At 70.9% G+C, this 18,721-nt stretch carries 15 protein-coding genes; 8 read left to right on the top strand and 7 right to left on the bottom strand.

Features of this window, described 5'->3' with window-relative positions; genetic code table 11:
* Positions 1 to 169: 169 nt before the first annotated feature.
* Positions 170 to 802 carry a LysE family translocator gene (locus tag AZL_RS28460; protein ID WP_012977852.1) on the bottom strand — a complete coding sequence of 211 codons (633 nt, stop codon included), beginning with the start codon at positions 800 to 802 and terminating at the stop codon, positions 170 to 172.
* A gap of 173 nt (positions 803 to 975) precedes the next feature.
* Positions 976 to 3,192, bottom strand: coding sequence for a hypothetical protein (locus AZL_RS36715; RefSeq protein ID WP_012977853.1), 2,217 nt, complete (start codon positions 3,190 to 3,192; stop codon positions 976 to 978).
* 322 nt (positions 3,193 to 3,514) lie between these two features.
* On the opposite strand from AZL_RS36715, the gene AZL_RS28470 reads away from it, so the two are divergent.
* Complete coding sequence (locus tag AZL_RS28470) at positions 3,515 to 4,324, top strand: DUF1194 domain-containing protein (protein WP_042446082.1); 810 nt, start codon at positions 3,515 to 3,517, stop codon at positions 4,322 to 4,324.
* Positions 4,325 to 4,351: 27 nt separating this feature from the next.
* Here AZL_RS28470 and AZL_RS28475 read toward each other — a convergent pair whose 3' ends face one another.
* Positions 4,352 to 4,540, bottom strand: coding sequence for a hypothetical protein (locus AZL_RS28475; protein WP_042446084.1), 189 nt, complete (start codon positions 4,538 to 4,540; stop codon positions 4,352 to 4,354).
* 256 nt (positions 4,541 to 4,796) lie between these two features.
* Here AZL_RS28475 and AZL_RS28480 point away from each other — a divergent pair, with 256 nt between their 5' ends.
* The 3 genes from AZL_RS28480 to eat all read left to right on the top strand — a co-directional run bounded on the left by AZL_RS28480 (position 4,797) and on the right by eat (position 8,427).
* On the top strand, positions 4,797 to 6,188 hold the full coding sequence (locus AZL_RS28480) for an ethanolamine ammonia-lyase subunit EutB (RefSeq protein ID WP_012977855.1): 1,392 nt from the start codon (positions 4,797 to 4,799) through the stop codon (positions 6,186 to 6,188).
* The gene (eutC, locus tag AZL_RS28485; protein ID WP_012977856.1) at positions 6,188 to 6,952 is read left to right on the top strand and encodes an ethanolamine ammonia-lyase subunit EutC; all 765 of its coding nucleotides are present in this window, start codon (positions 6,188 to 6,190) and stop codon (positions 6,950 to 6,952) included. The genes AZL_RS28480 and eutC overlap by 1 nt, the downstream gene beginning before the upstream one ends.
* A gap of 62 nt (positions 6,953 to 7,014) precedes the next feature.
* A complete protein-coding gene (gene eat, locus AZL_RS28490; RefSeq protein ID WP_012977857.1) occupies positions 7,015 to 8,427 on the top strand; it encodes an ethanolamine permease in 1,413 nt (470 codons plus the stop codon).
* Between the two features lie 78 nt (positions 8,428 to 8,505).
* Here eat and AZL_RS28495 read toward each other — a convergent pair whose 3' ends face one another.
* The 3 genes from AZL_RS28495 to AZL_RS28505 form a co-directional block, all read right to left on the bottom strand.
* Positions 8,506 to 9,732 (bottom strand): polyhydroxyalkanoate depolymerase, encoded by a 1,227-nt coding sequence (locus AZL_RS28495; protein WP_042446086.1) that lies wholly within the window; start codon positions 9,730 to 9,732, stop codon positions 8,506 to 8,508.
* Between the two features lie 252 nt (positions 9,733 to 9,984).
* Positions 9,985 to 10,794 carry an endonuclease/exonuclease/phosphatase family protein gene (locus tag AZL_RS28500; protein ID WP_012977859.1) on the bottom strand — a complete coding sequence of 270 codons (810 nt, stop codon included), beginning with the start codon at positions 10,792 to 10,794 and terminating at the stop codon, positions 9,985 to 9,987.
* The gene (locus tag AZL_RS28505) at positions 10,791 to 13,001 is read right to left on the bottom strand and encodes a VTT domain-containing protein (protein ID WP_247894538.1); all 2,211 of its coding nucleotides are present in this window, start codon (positions 12,999 to 13,001) and stop codon (positions 10,791 to 10,793) included. The genes AZL_RS28500 and AZL_RS28505 overlap by 4 nt, the downstream gene beginning before the upstream one ends.
* 351 nt (positions 13,002 to 13,352) lie before the next feature.
* Between AZL_RS28505 and AZL_RS28510 the strand changes: the two genes are divergently transcribed.
* The 4 genes from AZL_RS28510 to AZL_RS28525 all read left to right on the top strand — a co-directional run bounded on the left by AZL_RS28510 (position 13,353) and on the right by AZL_RS28525 (position 17,849).
* On the top strand, positions 13,353 to 14,105 hold the full coding sequence (locus AZL_RS28510; RefSeq protein ID WP_247894539.1) for an ABC transporter permease subunit: 753 nt from the start codon (positions 13,353 to 13,355) through the stop codon (positions 14,103 to 14,105).
* Between the two features lie 29 nt (positions 14,106 to 14,134).
* Positions 14,135 to 14,935: an ABC transporter permease subunit gene (locus AZL_RS28515; protein ID WP_012977862.1), complete on the top strand. Its 801-nt coding sequence runs from the start codon at positions 14,135 to 14,137 to the stop codon at positions 14,933 to 14,935.
* Between the two features lie 10 nt (positions 14,936 to 14,945).
* Complete coding sequence (locus tag AZL_RS28520; RefSeq protein WP_012977863.1) at positions 14,946 to 16,652, top strand: ABC transporter ATP-binding protein; 1,707 nt, start codon at positions 14,946 to 14,948, stop codon at positions 16,650 to 16,652.
* A gap of 99 nt (positions 16,653 to 16,751) precedes the next feature.
* A complete protein-coding gene (locus AZL_RS28525) occupies positions 16,752 to 17,849 on the top strand; it encodes a sensor histidine kinase (RefSeq protein ID WP_052293798.1) in 1,098 nt (365 codons plus the stop codon).
* A 57-nt stretch (positions 17,850 to 17,906) separates the two neighbouring features.
* Here the strand turns inward: AZL_RS28525 and AZL_RS37565 are convergent, their stop codons facing one another.
* Positions 17,907 to 18,518 (bottom strand): cold-shock protein, encoded by a 612-nt coding sequence (locus tag AZL_RS37565; RefSeq protein WP_012977865.1) that lies wholly within the window; start codon positions 18,516 to 18,518, stop codon positions 17,907 to 17,909.
* Positions 18,519 to 18,721 lie beyond the last annotated feature (203 nt).

The raw sequence follows: 18,721 nt of genomic DNA on the forward strand, positions 1-18,721 counted from the left end.
CGCATGGCGCCATTCCCGCGACGCATGGCTACCATTCATCATTGGTAATACCAGTTCATGTGCGCCGCAGCATATTCTGGCCCCGCCCATTCTCGGGGCGTTTCCTCCCTAAACTTCAGGGCCGCGCGATTGCGCGGCCCTATTTCTTTGGGGTGGAGGGAGAGGGGGGTCAGACCCGGCGGGCGAGCGCCAGCAGGCCGCCGGCGCCGATCATCAGGCCGCCGGTCAGCCGGTTCAGCGATCTGGCCGCCGACACCGTGGTCAGCTTGGCCGCCAGCCGGTCGCCGCCGGTGGCATAGGCCATGATCCAGCCGAACTCGATCACCACCATGGTGGCGACCAGCGCCATCAGCTGGGGCGCCAGCGGGGCGGCGGCGTCGATGAATTGCGGGAACAGGGCGCCCATGAAGACCAGCGCCTTGGGGTTGCTGAAGGCGACCAGCGCGCCGCGCAGGAACAGGCGGACCGGCGTGCCCTCGCCCGAGGGGGCGGCGTCGTCGCGCTCGCCGGCCGGCTGGACCGGCGCCCGCCACGCGGCGATGCCGAGCCAGGTGAGATAGGCGACGCCGGCCCAGCGCACGATCTCGAAGGCCAGGACCGAGGTGGAGAGCAGGGCGCCCAGCCCGAAGGCCGACAGCGCCGCCATCACCGCCAGCGCCGCGCACATGCCGGCACCGCCCCAGGCGGCGCGGCGCGCACCGAAGCGCAGGCCGAGGCTCATCGCCAGCAGCATGTTCGGTCCCGGCGTCATCGAGATCACGAAGGCGGTGGCGAAGAAGAAGGCGAGCGTCTGCCAAGTCATGGTCGGGGAACCTCAACGACGGGAACAACGGGAAGGGGCGGCAATCGGCCCTTCCACAGCAGCATGCGCCCGGTTCCATCGCAAGCGGCCCCGGCGAAACACAGCCATGCTCGCCGTGCTCCGGCCGCGGGAGCAATCGGAGTGACCGATCAATGCGCCCGGCAGTGCGCCCGTCAGTGCGAAGTCGCCTGCACCTGCCAGGCGCGGAAGGCCAGATTGGCCGAATCCTGGTCCGGCCGCTTGTAGGAGGCGAAGCGGCGGTCGCGGATCCGGCCGCGCGCCTCTTTCCACACGGCGTCCCAGTCGATGGCGCCGTCGGTCAGCAGCCGCTCCTCCATGATGCCGAGCAGCGCCTCGTTGACCGTTGACACGCCGATGTTCTGCGTCGCCAGCACCAGCGCGTCGGGGGCGCGTTCCAGCGTCGCGCGCAGGCGCGTATGTCCGCCGCAGGAGCCCCAGAAGACGAGCGCCGTGCCCGGCGCGATCTCCGTCATCGTGGCGTCCTCGTGATAGCTGTGGCCGCGATGGATGACGATGGAGGGGGTCAGCCCCTCGCGCGCCATCCAGTCCCAGGCGGCGGCGCGTCCGGCCTCGCCGGCGCCGGGAATGTCGGCGACGATGATGATGCGGTGCCCGTTGCGTTCGGGGCTGATGGCGATGGCGAAGCCGGACTGGCCGTGCAGCGCCCAGCCCTTCGCCCGGTGCTGGCGCAGGAACCCGCGGAAGGAGGCCCGGCCGTCGGGATCGTCGTAGAAGGTCATCCGCTGCACGTTGATGCCGTTGCGGAACAGGCGCTGCCCGTTCAGGACCGGCAGGGCGGCCAGCGGATGGTGCTGGAGGAAGCGTTCCGCCTCGAAGGCCGGGGTGGCCGTCCGGCCGGACAGGCGTGCCGCGTGCAGACTGCCCGCCAACCCGATCATGCTCCGGGTCGGCGTCTCGCCGATCCCGCTCCGGGTCGGCGTCTCGCCGATCCCGCTCCGGGTCGGCGTCTCGCCGATCCCGCTCCGGGTCGGCGTCTCGCCGATCCCGCTCCGGACGGCAACCTGTTGGATCGCCGCTTTCGCCGGCGGTTCACCGCCGGCGCGGTACCAGGCGGCCAACTCATCCTCGAGCGCCGCGCGGATCGGGAGGCTGTCGAGGTCCATGGCGTCGGCCAGGGCGCCGATCACCGCCGCGGTGTCGATGGCGGAGGGCTTCCCGTCGGCCGGCAGCAGGGCCCGCAGGCTCGCGCGCATCAGCTCCCGCGCGATGGCCGGGTTGGTGCCGAACAGGCTCGCCGCCCGTCCGCCGCCGACCGTCGCGACGAAGAATTCCGCCCACAAGGGCCGCGTCCGTTCCTCACGCGCGAGTTCGAGGAAACTGCGCTTCTCCAGTTTCAGCTGGATCCGCAAAACATTGATCAGCCCGTCGAGCGAGGAGGTGTAGAGCTGCGGCCCGGTCCGCGCGATCAGTCCGACCAGATCCTCCGACGACAGCGCCATCGTGATGCGGAAGCGGTCGTCCGGCGGATCGTCGACCATGTCGTCGAGCAGCGCGCCGATCTTCGGCGCCACCGCCGCCGGATCGCGCGCCAGCGAGGCCGCCAGCGCCCTCGCCGCATGACTCTCCAGCGTCCGCAGATCCGGCTTCGGCAGGCGCTTGCGCAGCTCGTGCCGCGTCTCGTAGAAGGGCATGCCGCCGTCCAGCGAGCGCGTCAGCAGCCCGAGGTCGAGCGCGCGGGCGATCACCTCCTCCCCGCCGGGACGGGTGCCCAACTGGTCGGCCGCGCCGATCGCATCGAACGGGGCCAGCGGGACCGCGTCGCGCAGGGCGGCCAGCGCCGCGTCGCCGGGGAACAGGCTGGAACAACGGAACGCCTCGGCCGGGGAGCGGCGGGCCAGCTCGGCGAAGGCCGCATCCCCGCCGAACAGGGCGTCGAGAACCGGCTGGCTCGCCGGCTCATGGTCGGCGCAGGCGGTCTGCCCTTCGACCGGCCGGCTGTCGGCGGCCCGGCTGTTCATGATCTGCTCGTCGGCCGCCCTGGCTTCGGCGATCCTGGCGGCTCTCGCCGCCTTCACCGCGGCGGATTTGGCTTCGGCCGCCTGTGGATCACCGTTCAGCGCGTCGGGGGAGGTGGCCGATCGCGTGGCGGGAGGCTTGGTGGCGACGGGCTGTGTCCGAGCTTTCGCTGGCTTGGGCCGGTCTGGCGCCATCAGTTCCGCCGCACGGATGGGTGCCGGCGGTGTCGGCAGCTCCGCCACGGAGACCGGGGCGGTCGTCGCCAATGGCTCCACCGTGCCGAAAGCCGGCAGTCCGGTCGACAGCACGGCGCAGGCTGACAGCAGCAGCCGGCGGGTCCATCGCGACGATGACGCCGCGGCATAAGCGGAGAGCGAGCGACCGGTGAGCACGTCGATGGCAACTTCGAGGATTGACGACTGGCGGATCGGGATAGCGTCCGACCGACGCCTTACCCCTTAAGACTTACCATATTCAGGCAATTCCGGTTTTGTCACCCGTTACCCGCAGTCCGCCCGCATATTCTTGTGCCGGAGCCCGTCGAACCGGCGGCGGAGTACCCCGCCCTGGCCGTTGCTTGCCGGTTGAATTGCCCGGCCAAGCATGGACAGGAGCGCTTCGCGTACCAATCCTCAATCCTTCGTCCATTGCCGGGCCTCCCTGCCTTGGCTGGGGAGCCGCTTGCCGGATGGGCGGCAGGATGGAGGGTTGCGTATGCGTGCATACCGTCTCTTGGCCCATTTTCCGACCCGCGCGCCCGTGATCCGCGCGCCCGGCCGGGTTCCGATCCTCGTGCTGTCGTGCCTGCTGTCGTATCTGCTGTCGGGCCTGTCCTTCGTGGCATCCCCGGCCATGGCCCAGACGCCGGTGGACGTGGAGCTGGTGCTGGCGGTGGACGTGTCCGGCAGCGTCGATCCGGACGAGGCGAAGCTTCAGCGCAACGGTTATATCCAGGCCCTGCTGAACCCGAAGGTGCAGGCGGCGATCCGTGGCGGTCCCTTCGGCCGGATCAGCGCCACCTATGTCGAATGGGCCGGCGAGGGCTACCAGCATATGGTCGTCCCCTGGACCGAACTGAGCGATCCGGCCAGCGTCGACCGCTTCGCCGCCATGGTGGCGGAGGCGCCGATGATGACGGAGCAATGGACCTCGATCAGCGCCGTCATCGACTTCGCCATCCCGCTGTTCGGCAACAACGGGTTCGAAGGCACCCGGCGGGTCATCGACATTTCCGGCGATGGCGAGAACAACCGCGGCCGCCCGGCCGAGCTGGCGCGCGACGCGGCGGTCGCCCGCGGCATCACCATCAACGGGCTGCCGATCCTGAACGACCGCCCCAACCCCTGGGGCGGAGCGGCGCCGAACGACCTGGAGGGCTATTACCGCGACCATGTCATCGGCGGTCCCGGCGCCTTCCTGGTGCCCGCCCGCGATTTCGACGCCTTCGCCGACGCCATTCTTGCCAAGCTGCTGCTGGAGGTGTCGGGCCTCCCACCGAGCGGGCGGGATGTCGCCGTCCGCTGAGCGGGGACAGGATGGCAGGAGCCGGGATCAGTTCACCGTCCGGTCGATGGCGCGGCCGGCCTTTTCCGCCGGACCCGGCGGGTCGATGGCGTCCTTCACGCTCTGGCCGGCGTTGTCGATGGACTTGCCGGCCCTTTCCGCCGGGCCTTCCTCGTGGCAGGCGGCCACGGCGACCAGCGGCAGGACCAGGACGGCGGCGCGCAACAGCGTCAGCATGGAGTTTTCCTTCGCTTGTGGGGGGCGCGCCGTCCGCGGACCGGCGGCGCGCCGCGATGCGGAGGGAACGCCGCGGCCGGGCTTCGGGTTCGCCGGCCCCGCCATTTGCTCCGCCGACGCCCACGCCTGGGCCGGGCCGTCGCCATTTCGATTACCCCCGGCCGCCATCCCCCTCATTTTGTGTTCTACGGTCAACTCCCCGCCGCCCGTCCCGTGCCACTCTCGCGTCCAGGGATGAAACGGGTGGGAGGCCGGCATGGCGGGGTACCATTGCGATCTGGGGCGTCAGCGCCACCGTTTCGACGATCTGAAGGCGGTGATGGCCTGCGCCTCGCCGCGGCGGTCGGGGGACGAGCTGGCGGGCATCGCCGCCGACAGCGACGAACGGCGGGTGGCGGCGCGCATGGTGCTGGCCGACCTGCCGCTGAAGATTTTCCTCGCCGAGGCGCTGGTCCCCTACGAGACCGACGAGGTGACGCGCCTGATCATCGACCGCCATGACGCCGACGCCTTCCGGCCGGTGGCGCACATGACGGTCGGGCAGTTCCGCGACTGGCTGCTGTCCTATCAGGCCGACACCGCGACGCTGACGGCGCTCGCCCCCGGCCTGACGCCGGAGATGGCGGCGGCGGTGTCCAAGCTGATGCGCAACCATGATCTGGTCTCGGTCGCCGCCAAATGCTCGGTCGTCACCCGCTTCCGCACCACGGTCGGGCTGCCGGGGCGGCTGTCGAGCCGCTTGCAGCCCAACCACCCGACCGACGATCCGACCGGCATCGCCGCCTCGACGCTGGACGGGCTGCTCTACGGTATCGGCGACGCGGTGATCGGCATCAACCCGGCGACCGACAATGTGCCGGCCTGCATCGCTCTGCTGGAGATGCTGGACGCCGTGCGCACCCGCTTCGACATTCCGGTGCAATCCTGCGTGCTGGCCCATGTCACCACGACGATGCGGGCGATGGAGCGCGGGGCGCCGGTCGATCTGGTGTTCCAGTCGATCGCCGGCACCGAGAAGGCCAATGCCGGCTTCGGCGTCACCCTGTCGCTGCTGGCCGAGGCGCAGGAGGCGGCCAAATCGCTGAAGCGCGGCACCATCGGCGACAACGTCATGTATTTCGAGACGGGCCAGGGATCGGCCCTGTCGGCCGACGCCCATTTCGGCGTCGACCAGCAGACGGTGGAAACCCGCGCCTACGCCGTCGCCCGCGCCTTCGACCCGCTGCTGGTCAACACGGTGGTCGGCTTCATCGGCCCCGAATATCTCTATGACGCCAAGCAGATCACGCGGGCCGGGCTGGAAGACCATTTCTGCGCCAAGCTGCTGGGCGTGCCGATGGGCTGCGACGCCTGCTACACCAACCATGCCGAGGCCGACCAGGACGACATGGACGTCCTGATGACGATGCTGGCGACGGCGGGCGTCAATTTCCTGATCGCGGTGCCCGGCGCCGACGACGTCATGCTGAACTACCAGAGCCTGTCCTATCACGACGTGCTCGGGCTGCGGCATCTGCTGAAGCGCCCGCCGGCTCCGGAGTTCGAGGCGTGGCTGGAGAAGGCCGGCTGGCTCGACGAGCAGCGCCGGCTGCCGCCCTGGCCCGACCAGAGCCTCGTCGTTTCCGCCCTGCTGGGGAGTGCGGCCTGATGAGCGAGAGTCCAAAGGATCCGTGGGCGCGCTTCCGCACCGCCACCCGCGCCCGCATCGCTCTCGGCCGCAGCGGCGACGCCCTGCCGACCCGGGCGCTGCTGGAGTTCCAACTCGCCCACGCCCGCGCCCGCGACGCGGTGCACAGCGCGGTCGATTTCGACCGGCTGGCCGCCGAGCTGTCGCCGCTGGAGACCATCCGCGTCCACAGCGCCGCCCCCGACCGCCCGACATATCTGCGCCGGCCCGATCTCGGCCGCCGGCTCGATCCGGCCGGCGCCGCGGCGCTGCCGGCGGGGGAGTGGGATCTGCTGTTCGTGATCGCCGACGGGCTGTCGGCCGCGGCGGTGCAGGTCAACGCCGCCCCGCTGATCCATGCCTGCATGGCGCGGCTGGGGCATCTGCGGATCGGCCCGGTGGTGCTGGCCGGTCAGGCCCGCGTCGCGCTGGGCGACGAGGTGGCGGCGGCGGTGGGCGCCCGGCTGGTGGCGCTGCTGGTGGGCGAGCGGCCCGGCCTGTCGGCCGCGGAATCGCTTGGGGTCTATCTGACCTGGGAGCCCAGGCCCGGCCGCGCCGATTCCGAACGCAACTGCATCTCCAACATCCATGCCGACGGCCTGTCGATCCAGACGGCCGCCGACAAGCTGTGCTGGCTCGCCACCGAGGCGGCGCGGCTGAAACTGACGGGGGTCGCCCTGAAGGAGGACGCCCCGTCCCTGGCCGGTCCGGACAACCACAACAATCGGCTGACCGGCCAGTCCTGAGTGCGCCGCCATCGGCACCAACGCCTTGAAACATACAGCCTTGAACAGGGGCAGGAGGCAACATGTCTGGGACCACGAAACCTGAATTGAGCAAGAGCCTGAGCGGGCTCCATCTGTGGGGCATCGCCGTCGGGCTGGTGATCTCCGGCGAATACTTCGGCTGGAGCTACGGCTGGGCGGCGGCGGGAACGCTGGGCTTCCTCGTCACCACGATCCTGATCGCGGTGATGTACACCACCTTCATCTTCAGCTTCACCGAGCTGACCACCGCCATCCCCCATGCCGGCGGCCCCTTCGCCTACAGCTACCGCGCCTTCGGGCCCAAGGGCGGCTTCGTCGCCGGTTTCGCCACGCTGATCGAGTTCGTCTTCGCCCCGCCGGCCATCGCGCTCGCCATCGGCGCCTATCTGAACGTGCAGTTTCCCGGACTCGACCCGAAGACCGCCGCCGTCGGCGCCTACATCGTCTTCATGGGGCTGAACATCGCCGGCGTGTCGATCGCCGCCACCTTCGAGCTGTTCGTCACCATCCTGGCGATCATCGAGCTGGTGGTGTTCATGGGCGTCGTCTATCCCGGCTTCTCCTGGGCCAACTTCGCCGCCAACGGCTGGGCGGGTCAGGCCAGCTTCGGCAAGGACGCCTTCGGCGGCATCTTCGCCGCGATCCCCTTCGCCATCTGGTTCTTCCTGGCGATCGAGGGGGCGGCGATGGCGGCCGAGGAGACCAAGGATCCCAAGCGCACCGTGCCGCGCGCCTATATCGGCGGCATCCTGACGCTGGTGGTGCTGGCCTTCGGCACGATGATCTTCGCCGGCGGCGTCGGCGACTGGAACGCGCTGTCGAACATCAACGACCCGCTGCCGCAGGCGATGAAGGCGGTGGTCGGTGAATCGAGCGGCTGGCTGCACATGCTGGTGTGGATCGGCCTGTTCGGCCTGATCGCCTCCTTCCACGGCATCATCATGGGCTATTCGCGCCAGATCTTCGCGCTGTCGCGCGCCGGCTTCCTGCCGCCGGTGCTGGCCCGCCTGCACCCGACGCGCAAGACCCCGCACTGGGCGATCCTGGCCGGCGGCGTGATCGGCATCGCCGCCATCTATTCCGACGAGCTGATCCAGATCGGCGGCCAGCCGCTGACCGCCAACATCGTCACCATGTCGGTCTTCGGCGCCATCGTCATGTACATCATGAGCATGGCGGCGCTGTTCCGCCTGCGCGCCACCGAACCGGCGCTGGAGCGCCCGTTCCGCGCGCCCTTCTATCCGGTGTTCCCGGCGATCTCGCTGGCCCTGGCGGTGCTGGCCCTGGTGACCATGGTCTATTACAACGCCCTGGTCTTCGGGCTGTTCGTGGCGCTGTTCGCGCTCGGCTACCTGTTCCACCTCGCCACCGCCGGCATGCGGGTGAAGGCCGGTGGCGGCGCCGGGCTGACGCACATGGACGCCTTCACCGAGGCGCGGACGATGGTGGATTGAGATGGTGGAATGACAGCTTCGGCTGGTTGACGTCGGAGAAGGGGGCGCCGGTGTTCGGCGCCCCTTTTCTGGTCGCCCTCACTCCCCGTCGTGGCTTCGGATGAAGCTGCGGATTTCCGGCAGGATGCTTTCGCGCCAGCGGCGGCCGTTGAAGATACCGTAATGGCCGACCCCCTTCTGGAAATGCGTCTTGCGCATGTCGTCGGGCAGGGACGCGCACAGGCGCTGCGCCGCGATGGTCTGGCCGGGGGCGGAGATGTCGTCCAGCTCGCCCTCCACCGTCATCACCGCTGTCCTGGTGATCGCCGCCGGCTCCACCTTGCGGCCACGCGACACCATGGTGCCGTTGGGCAGGGCGTGCTTCTGGAACACCGTCTCGATGGTCTGAAGGTAGAAATCCGCCGACAGGTCCATCACCGACAGATATTCGTCGTAGAAGCGGCGATGCTGTTCCGCCGAATCGCCGTCGCCGCGCACGAGATGGCGGAACAGCCCGACATGCTCGTTGATGTGGCGGTCGAGATTCATCGACATGAAGCCCGACAGCTGGATGAAGCCGGGATAGACGCGGCGGAAGGCGCCCGGATAATAGACCGGGACCGTGGTGATCACGCTGCGCTCGAACCACTTCAGCGGGCGTTCCATCGCCAGCTTGACCGGCACCGTCGGGTTGGCCATCGGATCGATCGGGCCGCCCATCAGGGTCATGCTGCGCGCCTGCACCGGCTCGTCCGCCGCCGCCATCAGCGACACCGCCGCCATCACCGGCACCGCCGGCTGGCACACCGCGATGACGTGGGTGTTCGGTCCGAGGAAGCGGATCAGCTCCGCCACCGTGTCGACATAGTCGTCGAAGTCGAAACGCCCGGCCGACATCGGCACCAGCCGCGCGTCGATCCAATCGGTGATGAACACGTCATGGTCGCGCATCAGCGCCTCGACCGTGCCGCGCAGCAGCGTGGCATGGTGGCCCGACATCGGGGCGACCAGCAGCACCCTCGGCTGGCGCGGCGTGCCCGCCGGCTTGGCGAAGTTCAGCAGCTTGCAGAAGGGCGACTGCCAGACGAACCGCTCGGTGACCGGCACGGTCCGCCCATCGACCACCGTCTCCGCCAGCCCGAAGGCGGGCTTGCCGAAGCGGCGGGTCGTGCGTTCCACCAGCTCCGCCCCGGCGGCGACCGCCCGGCCCAGCTTGGTGTAGGACAACGGCATCAACGGATTCTGGAAGGTATGCTGAGCGGCTTCGGCCCACAGGCGCATCGGCCGCATGGCGGCGTGTTGCATGTCGTACAGGTGATACAGCAAGTCAGATCCTCACGTCACGGCTAACCCCCGGTCGGCCAGGGTTGGTTATTCCTTCGATCGCATATTGATCGTATTACCAACCATATCCTTGGACAGGGGTGGCGTATAGGTCAAGAGCTTCTTCGCATTTGCAAAGCACTGTTGTTGAAAGAACATTGCAGTGCACAAAAAACTATCAATCGCAACGATCCCCCTATGGCCCCGGCGCATGAATCCGTTGGTCATACCGACGTTCCGTGAGGGAGCCGACGATCAGGGAATGGCGAGCACCGCGCGCACCGGCAGATGGTCCGAGGCCCGGCGGGTCAGGATGGTGCGGACCACCTCGAAGGCGGGAATTTGCAGGCCGCCCGTCACATAGATGCGGTCGAGTCGCAGGGTCGGCATGCGGGCGTGGAAGCTGCGCGGGTTGGCGACATCAGCGAAGGAGGAGGCCAACTGGCGCAGCCGGGGGGAACTGGGCGTCCATTCGTTCAGGTCGCCCATGAACAGGGTGGGCAGGGCCGGTTGCCGCTCCACCCGCGACACTATGTCGCTGACCTGCTTGGCCCGCTCCCAGGGGTCGAGACCGAGATGGGCGACGATCACCCGTACCGGGCGGCCCCGCACCTCGATCACCGCGTCGATGCCGCCGCGCGGCTCGCGCTTGCCGACGGACAGGTCGATGGGTTCCATCGACCGTACCGGCAGGCGGGTCAGCAGGCAGTTGCCGTAATGAGCGCGCGCGCTGTGCTTGGTCGGGGCGGCATAGGCTTTCAGCCCGGTGTGCTGCTCCAGGAAGGCGAACTGGTCCATCCCCGATTCGCCGCGATGGTGCCAGCCGACCTCCTGCAAGCCGATCAGGTCGACGTCGAGATCGCGGATCACCTGGGCTACCCGGTCCGGAGCGAAGCGGGCATCCAGCCCGACGCAGCTGTGGATGTTCCAGGTGGCGACGCTGAACGCCGTCATGCCGTCCGGAACGGGCGAGCTGCGGCGGTCGGCCGGGCGCGGGCGGCGGGTGCGGGCGGCGCGCAACGCGGCGGCGATGCGCTGGACACGGTCACGGCTGAAACGGATCACGGTTTCAAATTCCTTCCCTTTGGCCTTTCGTCCGCCCTCTCGTCCTGTCGGACAGGATTCCGCCCCCGCCCGAGAAGCCGGCCGGTCAGCCAGCCGAGCCCGATCGCCACCGCCGCCATCGCCGCCAGCAGCGCGACGTCGCCGGCGTCGGGATGGGTGAGGGTGCGTTCAAGCTGCCGTCCGAGCAGAGTGAAGGCAAGGATGCCGGGCGCAAGACCGACCATGGTGCCGATCAGGTAATCGTCGAAGCGCAGCTTCGAGGCGCCGGCGGCGAGGTTCACCACCGTATAGGGCGCCACCGGCACGGCGCGCACCCCGGCCACCGCGAGGATGCCGCCGTCCGACAGCCTTTGGTTCAGGCTGGCGATCAGCGGTCCGCCATGGCGGTCGAGCAGGTCGCGCCCCGCCACCCGCCCGGTCCAGAACATCGCCACCGCCGAGGCGACCGCCCCGGCCATGGCGGTGGGAAAGCCCCACCACGGCCCCATGACGATGGCGGTGGCGGCGATCAGCACGGTCAGCGGGAACATGACATAGCCGCCGGCGACATAGGCCAGCATCAACCACAGCGGTGTCAGCGGGCTGTCGCCCAGCCCGTGGAAAACCGCCAGCACGGCGTCCAGGGATGCCCAATCGCTCAGCGCGCCGTAGCGCCACATCCCCCACAGCCCCAGCAGGGCCAGGATACCGGCCAGCGTCAGCCAGTGGCGGGTGCGCGGGATGCGCGACGGCAGCACCCGGCGCACGATCTCCACCGCGTCCACCGGATGTTCGGGATCGAAGACGCGGGCGTCGGCGACCGCGGCGGCGAGCCCCTCCGGCTCGGGGTCATGCAGCGGTTCCAGCCGGCGCCCGACCGGCCGGCGCAGCGACGCGATGGCGGCCCCCAGCGAGCCCAGCCGCCGCCGCGCCGCCGCGACCTGTTCCGGGCTGGTGCCGAGATGCTCGGCGATCAGGTCGTCGCGGGTGTGGCGGATGGCCCGGCGGGTTTCCGCATGCTCCGGTCCCGGCCCGGCCTCCAGCGCCAGGTCGCATTCGGTGTCGAGGCCCATCGAGCGGTTGTTCAGGTTGGCCGAGCCGATGCGCAGCAGCCGGTCGTCCACCACCATCACCTTGGCATGCACGGTGATGCAGGCGCCGTTGTCGGTCAGGGCGGCGAACAGGTGGAAGCGGCCATGGCGGTCGGCCTCGCGCAGCTCGCGGGACAGCCGGGCGCGGACGCCCAGCATGACGGTGTTCTCCAGCCAGCTGGTGGTGCGCACCGGGTTGACGATGATCACCTCCGGCCCGTCCTCCTCCGACAGCCGGGCCTTCAGCGCCTCGGCCACCGCGGTGGAGGCGAAATACTGGCTTTCCAGATAGATCACCTCGCGCGCCGCGGCGATGGCCGCCAGATGGAGCGCCTCGACCTCGCGGACCTCCTCGCGCCCGTTGCAGGCGGGATCGGTGCGGGCGATGCCGACCCGCACATCGCGCAGCAGCGGCTCGAAGCCGGGCGGCCAGGGGTCGGCGGCCAGCGGGTGGCGCCGCGCCGGGCGGCCGGGCTTTGGCGCGGGGGGCGTCAGCCTCTCGCCCGTGGCCCGCGCCCAGCGGTCGCGGAACATCTCGCCCAGCGCGCGGGCCGCGTCGCCGTCCACCGCCATCATCACGTCGTGAAACGGCTCATAGGGCCTGCCGTCGGGCTGGCGCCGCCGCGGGTCGTGGCCGTGGTGGGCGCGGCTGTCCCAGCGGTTGGCGGTGATGTCCAGCCCGCCGCAGAAGGCGAGGCGGTCGTCGATGACCAACAGCTTCTGGTGATGGCAGGCGCCGGTCGGATGATCGCCGTCCAGCCGGTATTGCAGGCGCCGATGGGTCAGCCAGTTGCGCAGCATGAAGGGATGCGACCAGCGGGCGATATCGAACAGCTCGGCATAGTCCCACTTCAGCACATGGATGTGCAGGTCGGGGCGCGTCGTCGCCAGCCAGTTCAACAGCGTGCCCAGCCGGTCGGGCCGGCGCGGGCGGCGGGTCTGCGGCATCAGGCGGATGCGGGCGTCGAAATCCCAGGCGGTCAGATAGATGCTGCGCCGTGCCCGCCGCATCGCCGCCTTGGCCAGCGCGAAGTAGTTTTCGGCGTCGACGATCACGCCCAGCCGGCCGGTGTCCTCCACCCGCCAGCAGGTCCGCCCCGGTTGCAGGATCGGCCGCGCCACGGCGGCGGGCGCCACGGCATCGGACTCCGTGGCGGCGGGCATCGGTCCGGCGGAGAGGAGGGGGCGGGGCGACGGGGCGTCCATGGGGTCCGGGCGGCTGCTGAATCCTGGGTCATAACATCTGGGAAGGCCATTCCTTCCCCACCCTCAGCCATTTGGGGAAAGCGGCGGGGAATTGCAGCCACCCGGTCACGCCTCCGCTCGAAAAATCGGCGGGAAGCGCCGGATTTCGGGTATGGGCGCTAATTCTGTTGCCCGGCACGGGTGGGGCGCTTACGGTCGCATGTCGAACCAGCGACGGTTCCCTGTCGCCAGCTCCCATTCTCCAGACGACTTGCCCACGCCCCTGCCGAGATGCCGCGTCCCGTGATCCGCCGCCTGATCGATGCCGCGCCCGCCGCCCTCCTGCCGATGGCGGCGGGCATCGGGCTGGCGGCACTGGTGGCGCCGCAGCCCGATGCGGCGCTGGGGCTTCTGCGCGGGTTGATGGTGACCCTGCTGCTGACCCTGCCGTCGCTGGCGGTCGGCACCGCCATCGGCACGCTGGCCGGAGCCTGGGCGGCGGTGGCGCCGCGCTCCGCCGGTGGGCTGCTGGGCCGGGTGCTGGCGGGAGCGGGGCCGCTGCTGCCCGGCTTCCTGCTGGCGGCGGTCGCGGCGCTCGCGGTGCGGGCGGGGGCGTCGGCGGCGCCGCTGGGCTGGACCGTGCTGTCGATTCCCGCCGCCTGCCAGGCCGCCCGGCTGGCGCGCCCCGCCATGGAGCGGGCGCTGGGTGCCGGGCCGGACGGGGCCGCGGTGCGCATGGCGCGCGGGCTGGGGCTGGACGAACGCACGGTGCTGCGCCACCACGCCTTGCCGCAGGCGGTCGCCCCGGTGATGGCGGGCCTGCGCGCCGCGGTGCTGGCGGCGATGGTCGGGGCGGTGGCGCTGGAAAGCCTGCTCGACCTGCCGGGAGCGGGGGCGCTGATGATCGATGCCGCCCGCGCCGGCTCGGCCGCCGGGGCGGTGCCGGCCCTGGTGGCGCTGGGCGGGTTGACCGCCCTGCTGAACGCGTTGGGCCTTGGCGCCCGCGACTGGATCGACCCGGCCAACCACAGTTCGACGCCCTATCAGGGGGCGTGACCGCATAAGGACCCCGCACAAGGACCGCAATGGCCGAGTACGACCAACCGCCCTTTTCCCACCCGCTGCCGACCGAGCCGCAGCGCGCCGGCTTCGCCCGCGGGCTGTCGGGTACCGCCGTGCTCGCCGGGCTGGTGCTCGCCTGCGCCGCGGCGCCGCTGATGGCGGATGGCGGCGCGGTCCGCCGGCTGGATGCCGATCCGGTCGCCGCCGCGCTGTTCGACGGGCGCGGCAGCCTGTCCTTCGCGCTGCTGGTCGCGGTGCTGGGCGGGGCGTTGGGCATCGGCTGGGCGCTGCTGGCCGGGCTGCTCGGCAATCTCGCCGGCAGCCGGGCGGAGCGGCGCCTCGCCGCCGCCGCCAACCGGCTGTCCGGCTGGCCGCTCGCCCTGCTGGTTCCGCTGGCCGGCGGGCTGGCGGGACAGGTCTGGTCGCTGGCGCTGGTCTCCGCGCTGACCGTGGCCCCCGCGGTCGCCGCCCTCGCCCATGCCGAGCTGTCGGCCCTGATGCGGGCGGAGTTCCTGACCGCCGCCCGCGCCGCCGGTCTGCCCGAGGCCGAGCTGCTGCGCCGTCATCTGATCCCGAACCTGACGCGCCCGCTGCTGGCCGCCGCGACGCTGGCCCTGCCGCGCGTGTTGGCGGCGGAGAGCTTCGCCAGCCTGCTCGGCCTCGGCCTGCCGCCGGCGCTGGGCAGCTGGGGCGCCTCGGTCGGGCTGGCGGCGCGGCTGGGCGACCCGGTGGCCCTTGCGCCGCCGGCCCTGCTGCTGGCGCTCGCCCTCTGGGCCGCCTGCGCCATCGCCGACGGGGCGATGGCCGGGAATCGCAAGCCATGACCGACAAGCCATGAACCACATCGCCCCCCATGGCGCCGTCAAGGGCACAGCCAAGCCCGCGCCGGCCGAGGCCGAGGCGCTGACCCTGATGCTGGGCGACCGCGTCCTGCTCGACCGCGCCAGCTTCCGGGTGGAGCGCGGGCAGGTTCTGGCGATCACCGGCGGCGGCGGCAGCGGCAAGACCGCGTTGCTGGCCGCCCTCGCCGGCCAGCCGCCGGCCGGGGTGGATGTCGCCGGCTCCGCCCGCGTCGACGGGCCTCTGCTGATCGCCCAGGGCGGCCGTCTGGCGCCGCGCCGGCCCTTGGCGCTACAGGTGGCGGAGGTGGTCGGTCACCATCTGGGGCTGGATCTGCGCTCGGCGCTGCGCCGGATGGCCGATGCCCTCGATCGCATGGGCGTGCCGCCCGCCGCCCGCCGTTTCGACCTGCCGCCCGAACAGCTGCCGGACTCCCTGCGCTGGTCCTGCCTGTTCGCCATGGCGGTGGCGGTGGGGCCGGCGGTGTTGCTGGCCGACGCCCCGGCCGCCGGGCTGGATCCGACGGTGCGGCTGCGGCTTCTCCACCGGCTGGCCGACTGGGCGCGCTCGGACGGGGTGGCGCTGATCCTCGCCGGCCGGCCGGAGGATGGGTTGGCCGGCCCCGCCGACGGTGTGCTGACGCTGCGCCGCGGCCGCCTGCTGCCGCCCGTGCCGCCGCGCGGCGGACCGCTGGAGCCGCTGGAGCCGCCGGGCGCCGCCCGCCTGCATGCGCGCGGCGTCGGCATGTCCTATCCGCTCGCCCCCGGCCCGAAGGGGGAGGCGCGGTCCCTCGCCGTTCTGCATGGCATCGACCTTGATTTGCGGATGGGGGAGACGCTGGCCCTGCTGGGCGAGACCGGCAGCGCCAAGGCGACGCTCGCCCGCTCGCTGCTGTGCCTGCCGCCGCCGACGGCGGGGGCGGTGGTGTGGATGGGGCGCGACCTGACGGCCACCGCCGCACCGCCCGCCATGGGAGACGATCCCGACCGTGGCGGCCTGCGCCGGGCCCGGCGCGACCTCCAGCCCCTGTTCCCCGATCCGGCCGCCTCCTTCGACCCGGCGATGACCATCGGTGCCCAATTCGCCCTGCTTCTGGAAAACCTGCGCCCCGACATTCCCGCCGAGCGTCGCGACCATCATATCGACGAGGCGCTGGAGGAGGTCGGACTGCGTCCCGAGGCGGCGCTCCGCTGGCCGGCGGCGCTCGGCGTCGCGGAGGCCGTCCATGCCGGCCTCGCCCGCGCCATCCTGGCCGAGCCGCGCGTGCTGATCGCCGACGAACCCGCCGGCCCCCTGTCGGCGGAGGAGCGCGAGCGCTTCCTCGACACGCTGATGACGGTGCGCGACCGTCGCCGCCTGTCGCTGATCCTGGCGACGGACCATTACGACGAGGGGCTGCGCGACGCCCATCGCGGCATCGTGATGCTGGCCGGACGGGTGGTGGAGAGCGCCGACGCCGGGACGCTGCGGACCGCGCCGCTGCATCCCTACAGCCGCGCCATGCTGGCCGCCGCCCATGGCGGGCGCCCGGCGCTGGACGGCGACGCGCCGTCGGCCTTCAGCCTGCCTGCCGGCTGCCCGCTGCGCCGCCGCTGTCCGCTGGCGCGGGAATTCTGCGCCCAGGCGGTTCCGGTGCTGGAGGAGGTGGCCCCCGGACATCATGTCGCGTGCCATTACTGGGATACGCCGGCCGCGGCGTGAGCGGGGGCCGACGCAACGGCTGGCTGTCTTCATGCCATTGTGTTAGCCTTTCGGAACGCAATGTCCCCGATCCGGAACGACTGCCGCAGGGGAGCCGCGATGCCATCCCTGTCCCCCGATCAGAGCCCTCTGCCGGATGTGTCCCTGCTGGCCGGGCTTGCCACGCCGCTGTGGCTGGCGCGGGCGGAGGACGGGGTCGTGCTCTGGCTGAATGGCGCGGCGTGCCGGCTGCTCGACCCGGATGCGGTCGGCGGACCCTTGCGCTTCACGCCGGCCGGGCCGATGCGGGAGACCGCCGTGCCTCGCGACATCGGCATCCGAGGGAGCGGAGGCCCGTCGGTCGAGCTGACCGTCCGCATCGATCCGGCGCCGGGCCGGGGCCTGCTGCTGGTGGAGGGGCTGGCCGACGATACCGCCCACCGGGAGCTGGCCCGCCTGAAGGCGCGGGAGGCGGAACTGGCCGACACCAACCGCCGCAAGTCCGACTATATCAATCACTTGAGCCACGAACTGCGCACGCCGCTGACGGCGGTGATCGGCTTCGCCGAAATCCTGCGCGACCAGCTGCTGGGGCCGCCCGACAGCCCGCGCTATGGCGAGGCGGCGGCACAGATCGTCGCGGCCGGCGATTACATGCTGGAATTGATCAACAACCTGCTCGACCTCGCCCGCATCGAGGCCGGACGGCTGGACCTGCATGAGGAGGAGTGCCCGCTCGCCCTGATCGTCGATGCCACCCTGTCGATGATGGCGGTGCGGGCCGAACGTGGCGGCGTCGCCATGTCGGCCCGCCTGCCGGCGGATTCGCCGACGCTGTGGGCCGATCCGTCGCTGGTTCGGCAGATGCTGACGAATCTTGTCGCCAACGCGCTGAAATTCACCGCCGAAGGTGGGCATGTGACGGTGTCGGCCGAGCGGGACGCCGATGGCGGCCTGATCCTGGCGGTCGCCGACGATGGCCGCGGCATGGCGCCGGAGCAGATTCCGCGGGCGCTGACCGCCTTCACCCAACTCCATGATCCGGCGACGGTGGCGGAGCGCGGATCCGGCCTCGGCCTGCCGCTGACCGCGGCGCTGATCGCCCTGCATGGCGGCGGCATCGCCATCGACAGCGCGCCGGGGCGCGGAACCACCTTGCGGCTGCGCTTTCCGCCGGAGCGGGTGTTGGGACCTCCACTCCGGCCCATCCGGCCATGAAAAAGCCCCCGCTCCGATGGAGCGGGGGCCTTTCACATCACAACGACCGATGAGAGATCAGGCCATCTCGACGCGCTGGGCCTCGGGGCCCTTGGCGCCCTGGCGGATGGTGACGCGGACCTGCGCCCCGTCGTCCAGGCCGCTGATGCCCGACCGTTCCAGCGCACGGATGTGCACGAAGATGTCCTTGCCGCCGGTGGACGGGGCGATGAAGCCGAAGCCCTTCGACACGTTGAACCACTTCACCGTGCCGTCGACCAGCTCGCCGCTGTCCGAATCGCCGTAGCTGTCGGCGCCGTAGCCGCCGCGGCTGCCGCCGCCATAGCTGCCGCCGCCGTAGCCGCCGTCGTTGCCCCAGCTGTCACGCTCGCGCGGGGCGCGCGACGGACGGCTCGGGGCGGCGGTCGAGGTGTCGACCGCGTGGATGGTGGCGACCTGCGGGCCCTTCGGGCCGCGCGACAGGTCACAGGTGATGGTGGCGCCTTCGGGCAGGCTGTCATGTCCGCAGAACTGCAGAACCGTGGAGTGCAGGAAAGCGTCGGGCGACCCATCGTCGGGGGTGACGAAGCCGAAGCCCTTGGTGGCGTTGAACCACTTGACGGTGGCGCGGATGTCGCGCTGGGTGATTTCAGGAGCGCGGAAGGAGGAGCGCTGCGGACGGTCGAACATCAGTTATCGTCTCATCTGTCGTGTTAAACCCCATCCCGGCAAAAACCAAAGAAGGGACACCCGGAACAGGGCCAGCGAAGGATGATCGGTTCCGCCCCATAATTCAATCAGGATCGCGAATTTTCCCCATAAGCGCACAACAAAATCGCCGCCGCCGCCCGTCGGAGGGGCGGGCGGGCGGGCGGGGCGGGCCCATTTCATCA

Source organism: Azospirillum sp. B510 (assembly GCF_000010725.1).
Classification (GTDB): domain Bacteria; phylum Pseudomonadota; class Alphaproteobacteria; order Azospirillales; family Azospirillaceae; genus Azospirillum; species Azospirillum lipoferum_B.

What these genes read in the sequence shown, in the direction of transcription:
- AZL_RS28460 (WP_012977852.1), bottom strand. Translation starts at nt 802, where the DNA reads ATGACTTGGCAGACGCTCGCCTTCTTCTTCGCCACCGCCTTCGTGATC.
- AZL_RS28470 (WP_042446082.1), top strand. Translation starts at nt 3,515, where the DNA reads ATGCGTGCATACCGTCTCTTGGCCCATTTTCCGACCCGCGCGCCCGTG.
- AZL_RS28475 (WP_042446084.1), bottom strand. Translation starts at nt 4,540, where the DNA reads ATGCTGACGCTGTTGCGCGCCGCCGTCCTGGTCCTGCCGCTGGTCGCC.
- AZL_RS28480 (WP_012977855.1), top strand. Translation starts at nt 4,797, where the DNA reads ATGGCGGGGTACCATTGCGATCTGGGGCGTCAGCGCCACCGTTTCGAC.
- eutC (WP_012977856.1), top strand. Translation starts at nt 6,188, where the DNA reads ATGAGCGAGAGTCCAAAGGATCCGTGGGCGCGCTTCCGCACCGCCACC.
- eat (WP_012977857.1), top strand. Translation starts at nt 7,015, where the DNA reads ATGTCTGGGACCACGAAACCTGAATTGAGCAAGAGCCTGAGCGGGCTC.
- AZL_RS28515 (WP_012977862.1), top strand. Translation starts at nt 14,135, where the DNA reads ATGGCCGAGTACGACCAACCGCCCTTTTCCCACCCGCTGCCGACCGAG.
- AZL_RS28520 (WP_012977863.1), top strand. Translation starts at nt 14,946, where the DNA reads ATGAACCACATCGCCCCCCATGGCGCCGTCAAGGGCACAGCCAAGCCC.
- AZL_RS28525 (WP_052293798.1), top strand. Translation starts at nt 16,752, where the DNA reads ATGCCATCCCTGTCCCCCGATCAGAGCCCTCTGCCGGATGTGTCCCTG.
- AZL_RS37565 (WP_012977865.1), bottom strand. Translation starts at nt 18,518, where the DNA reads ATGTTCGACCGTCCGCAGCGCTCCTCCTTCCGCGCTCCTGAAATCACC.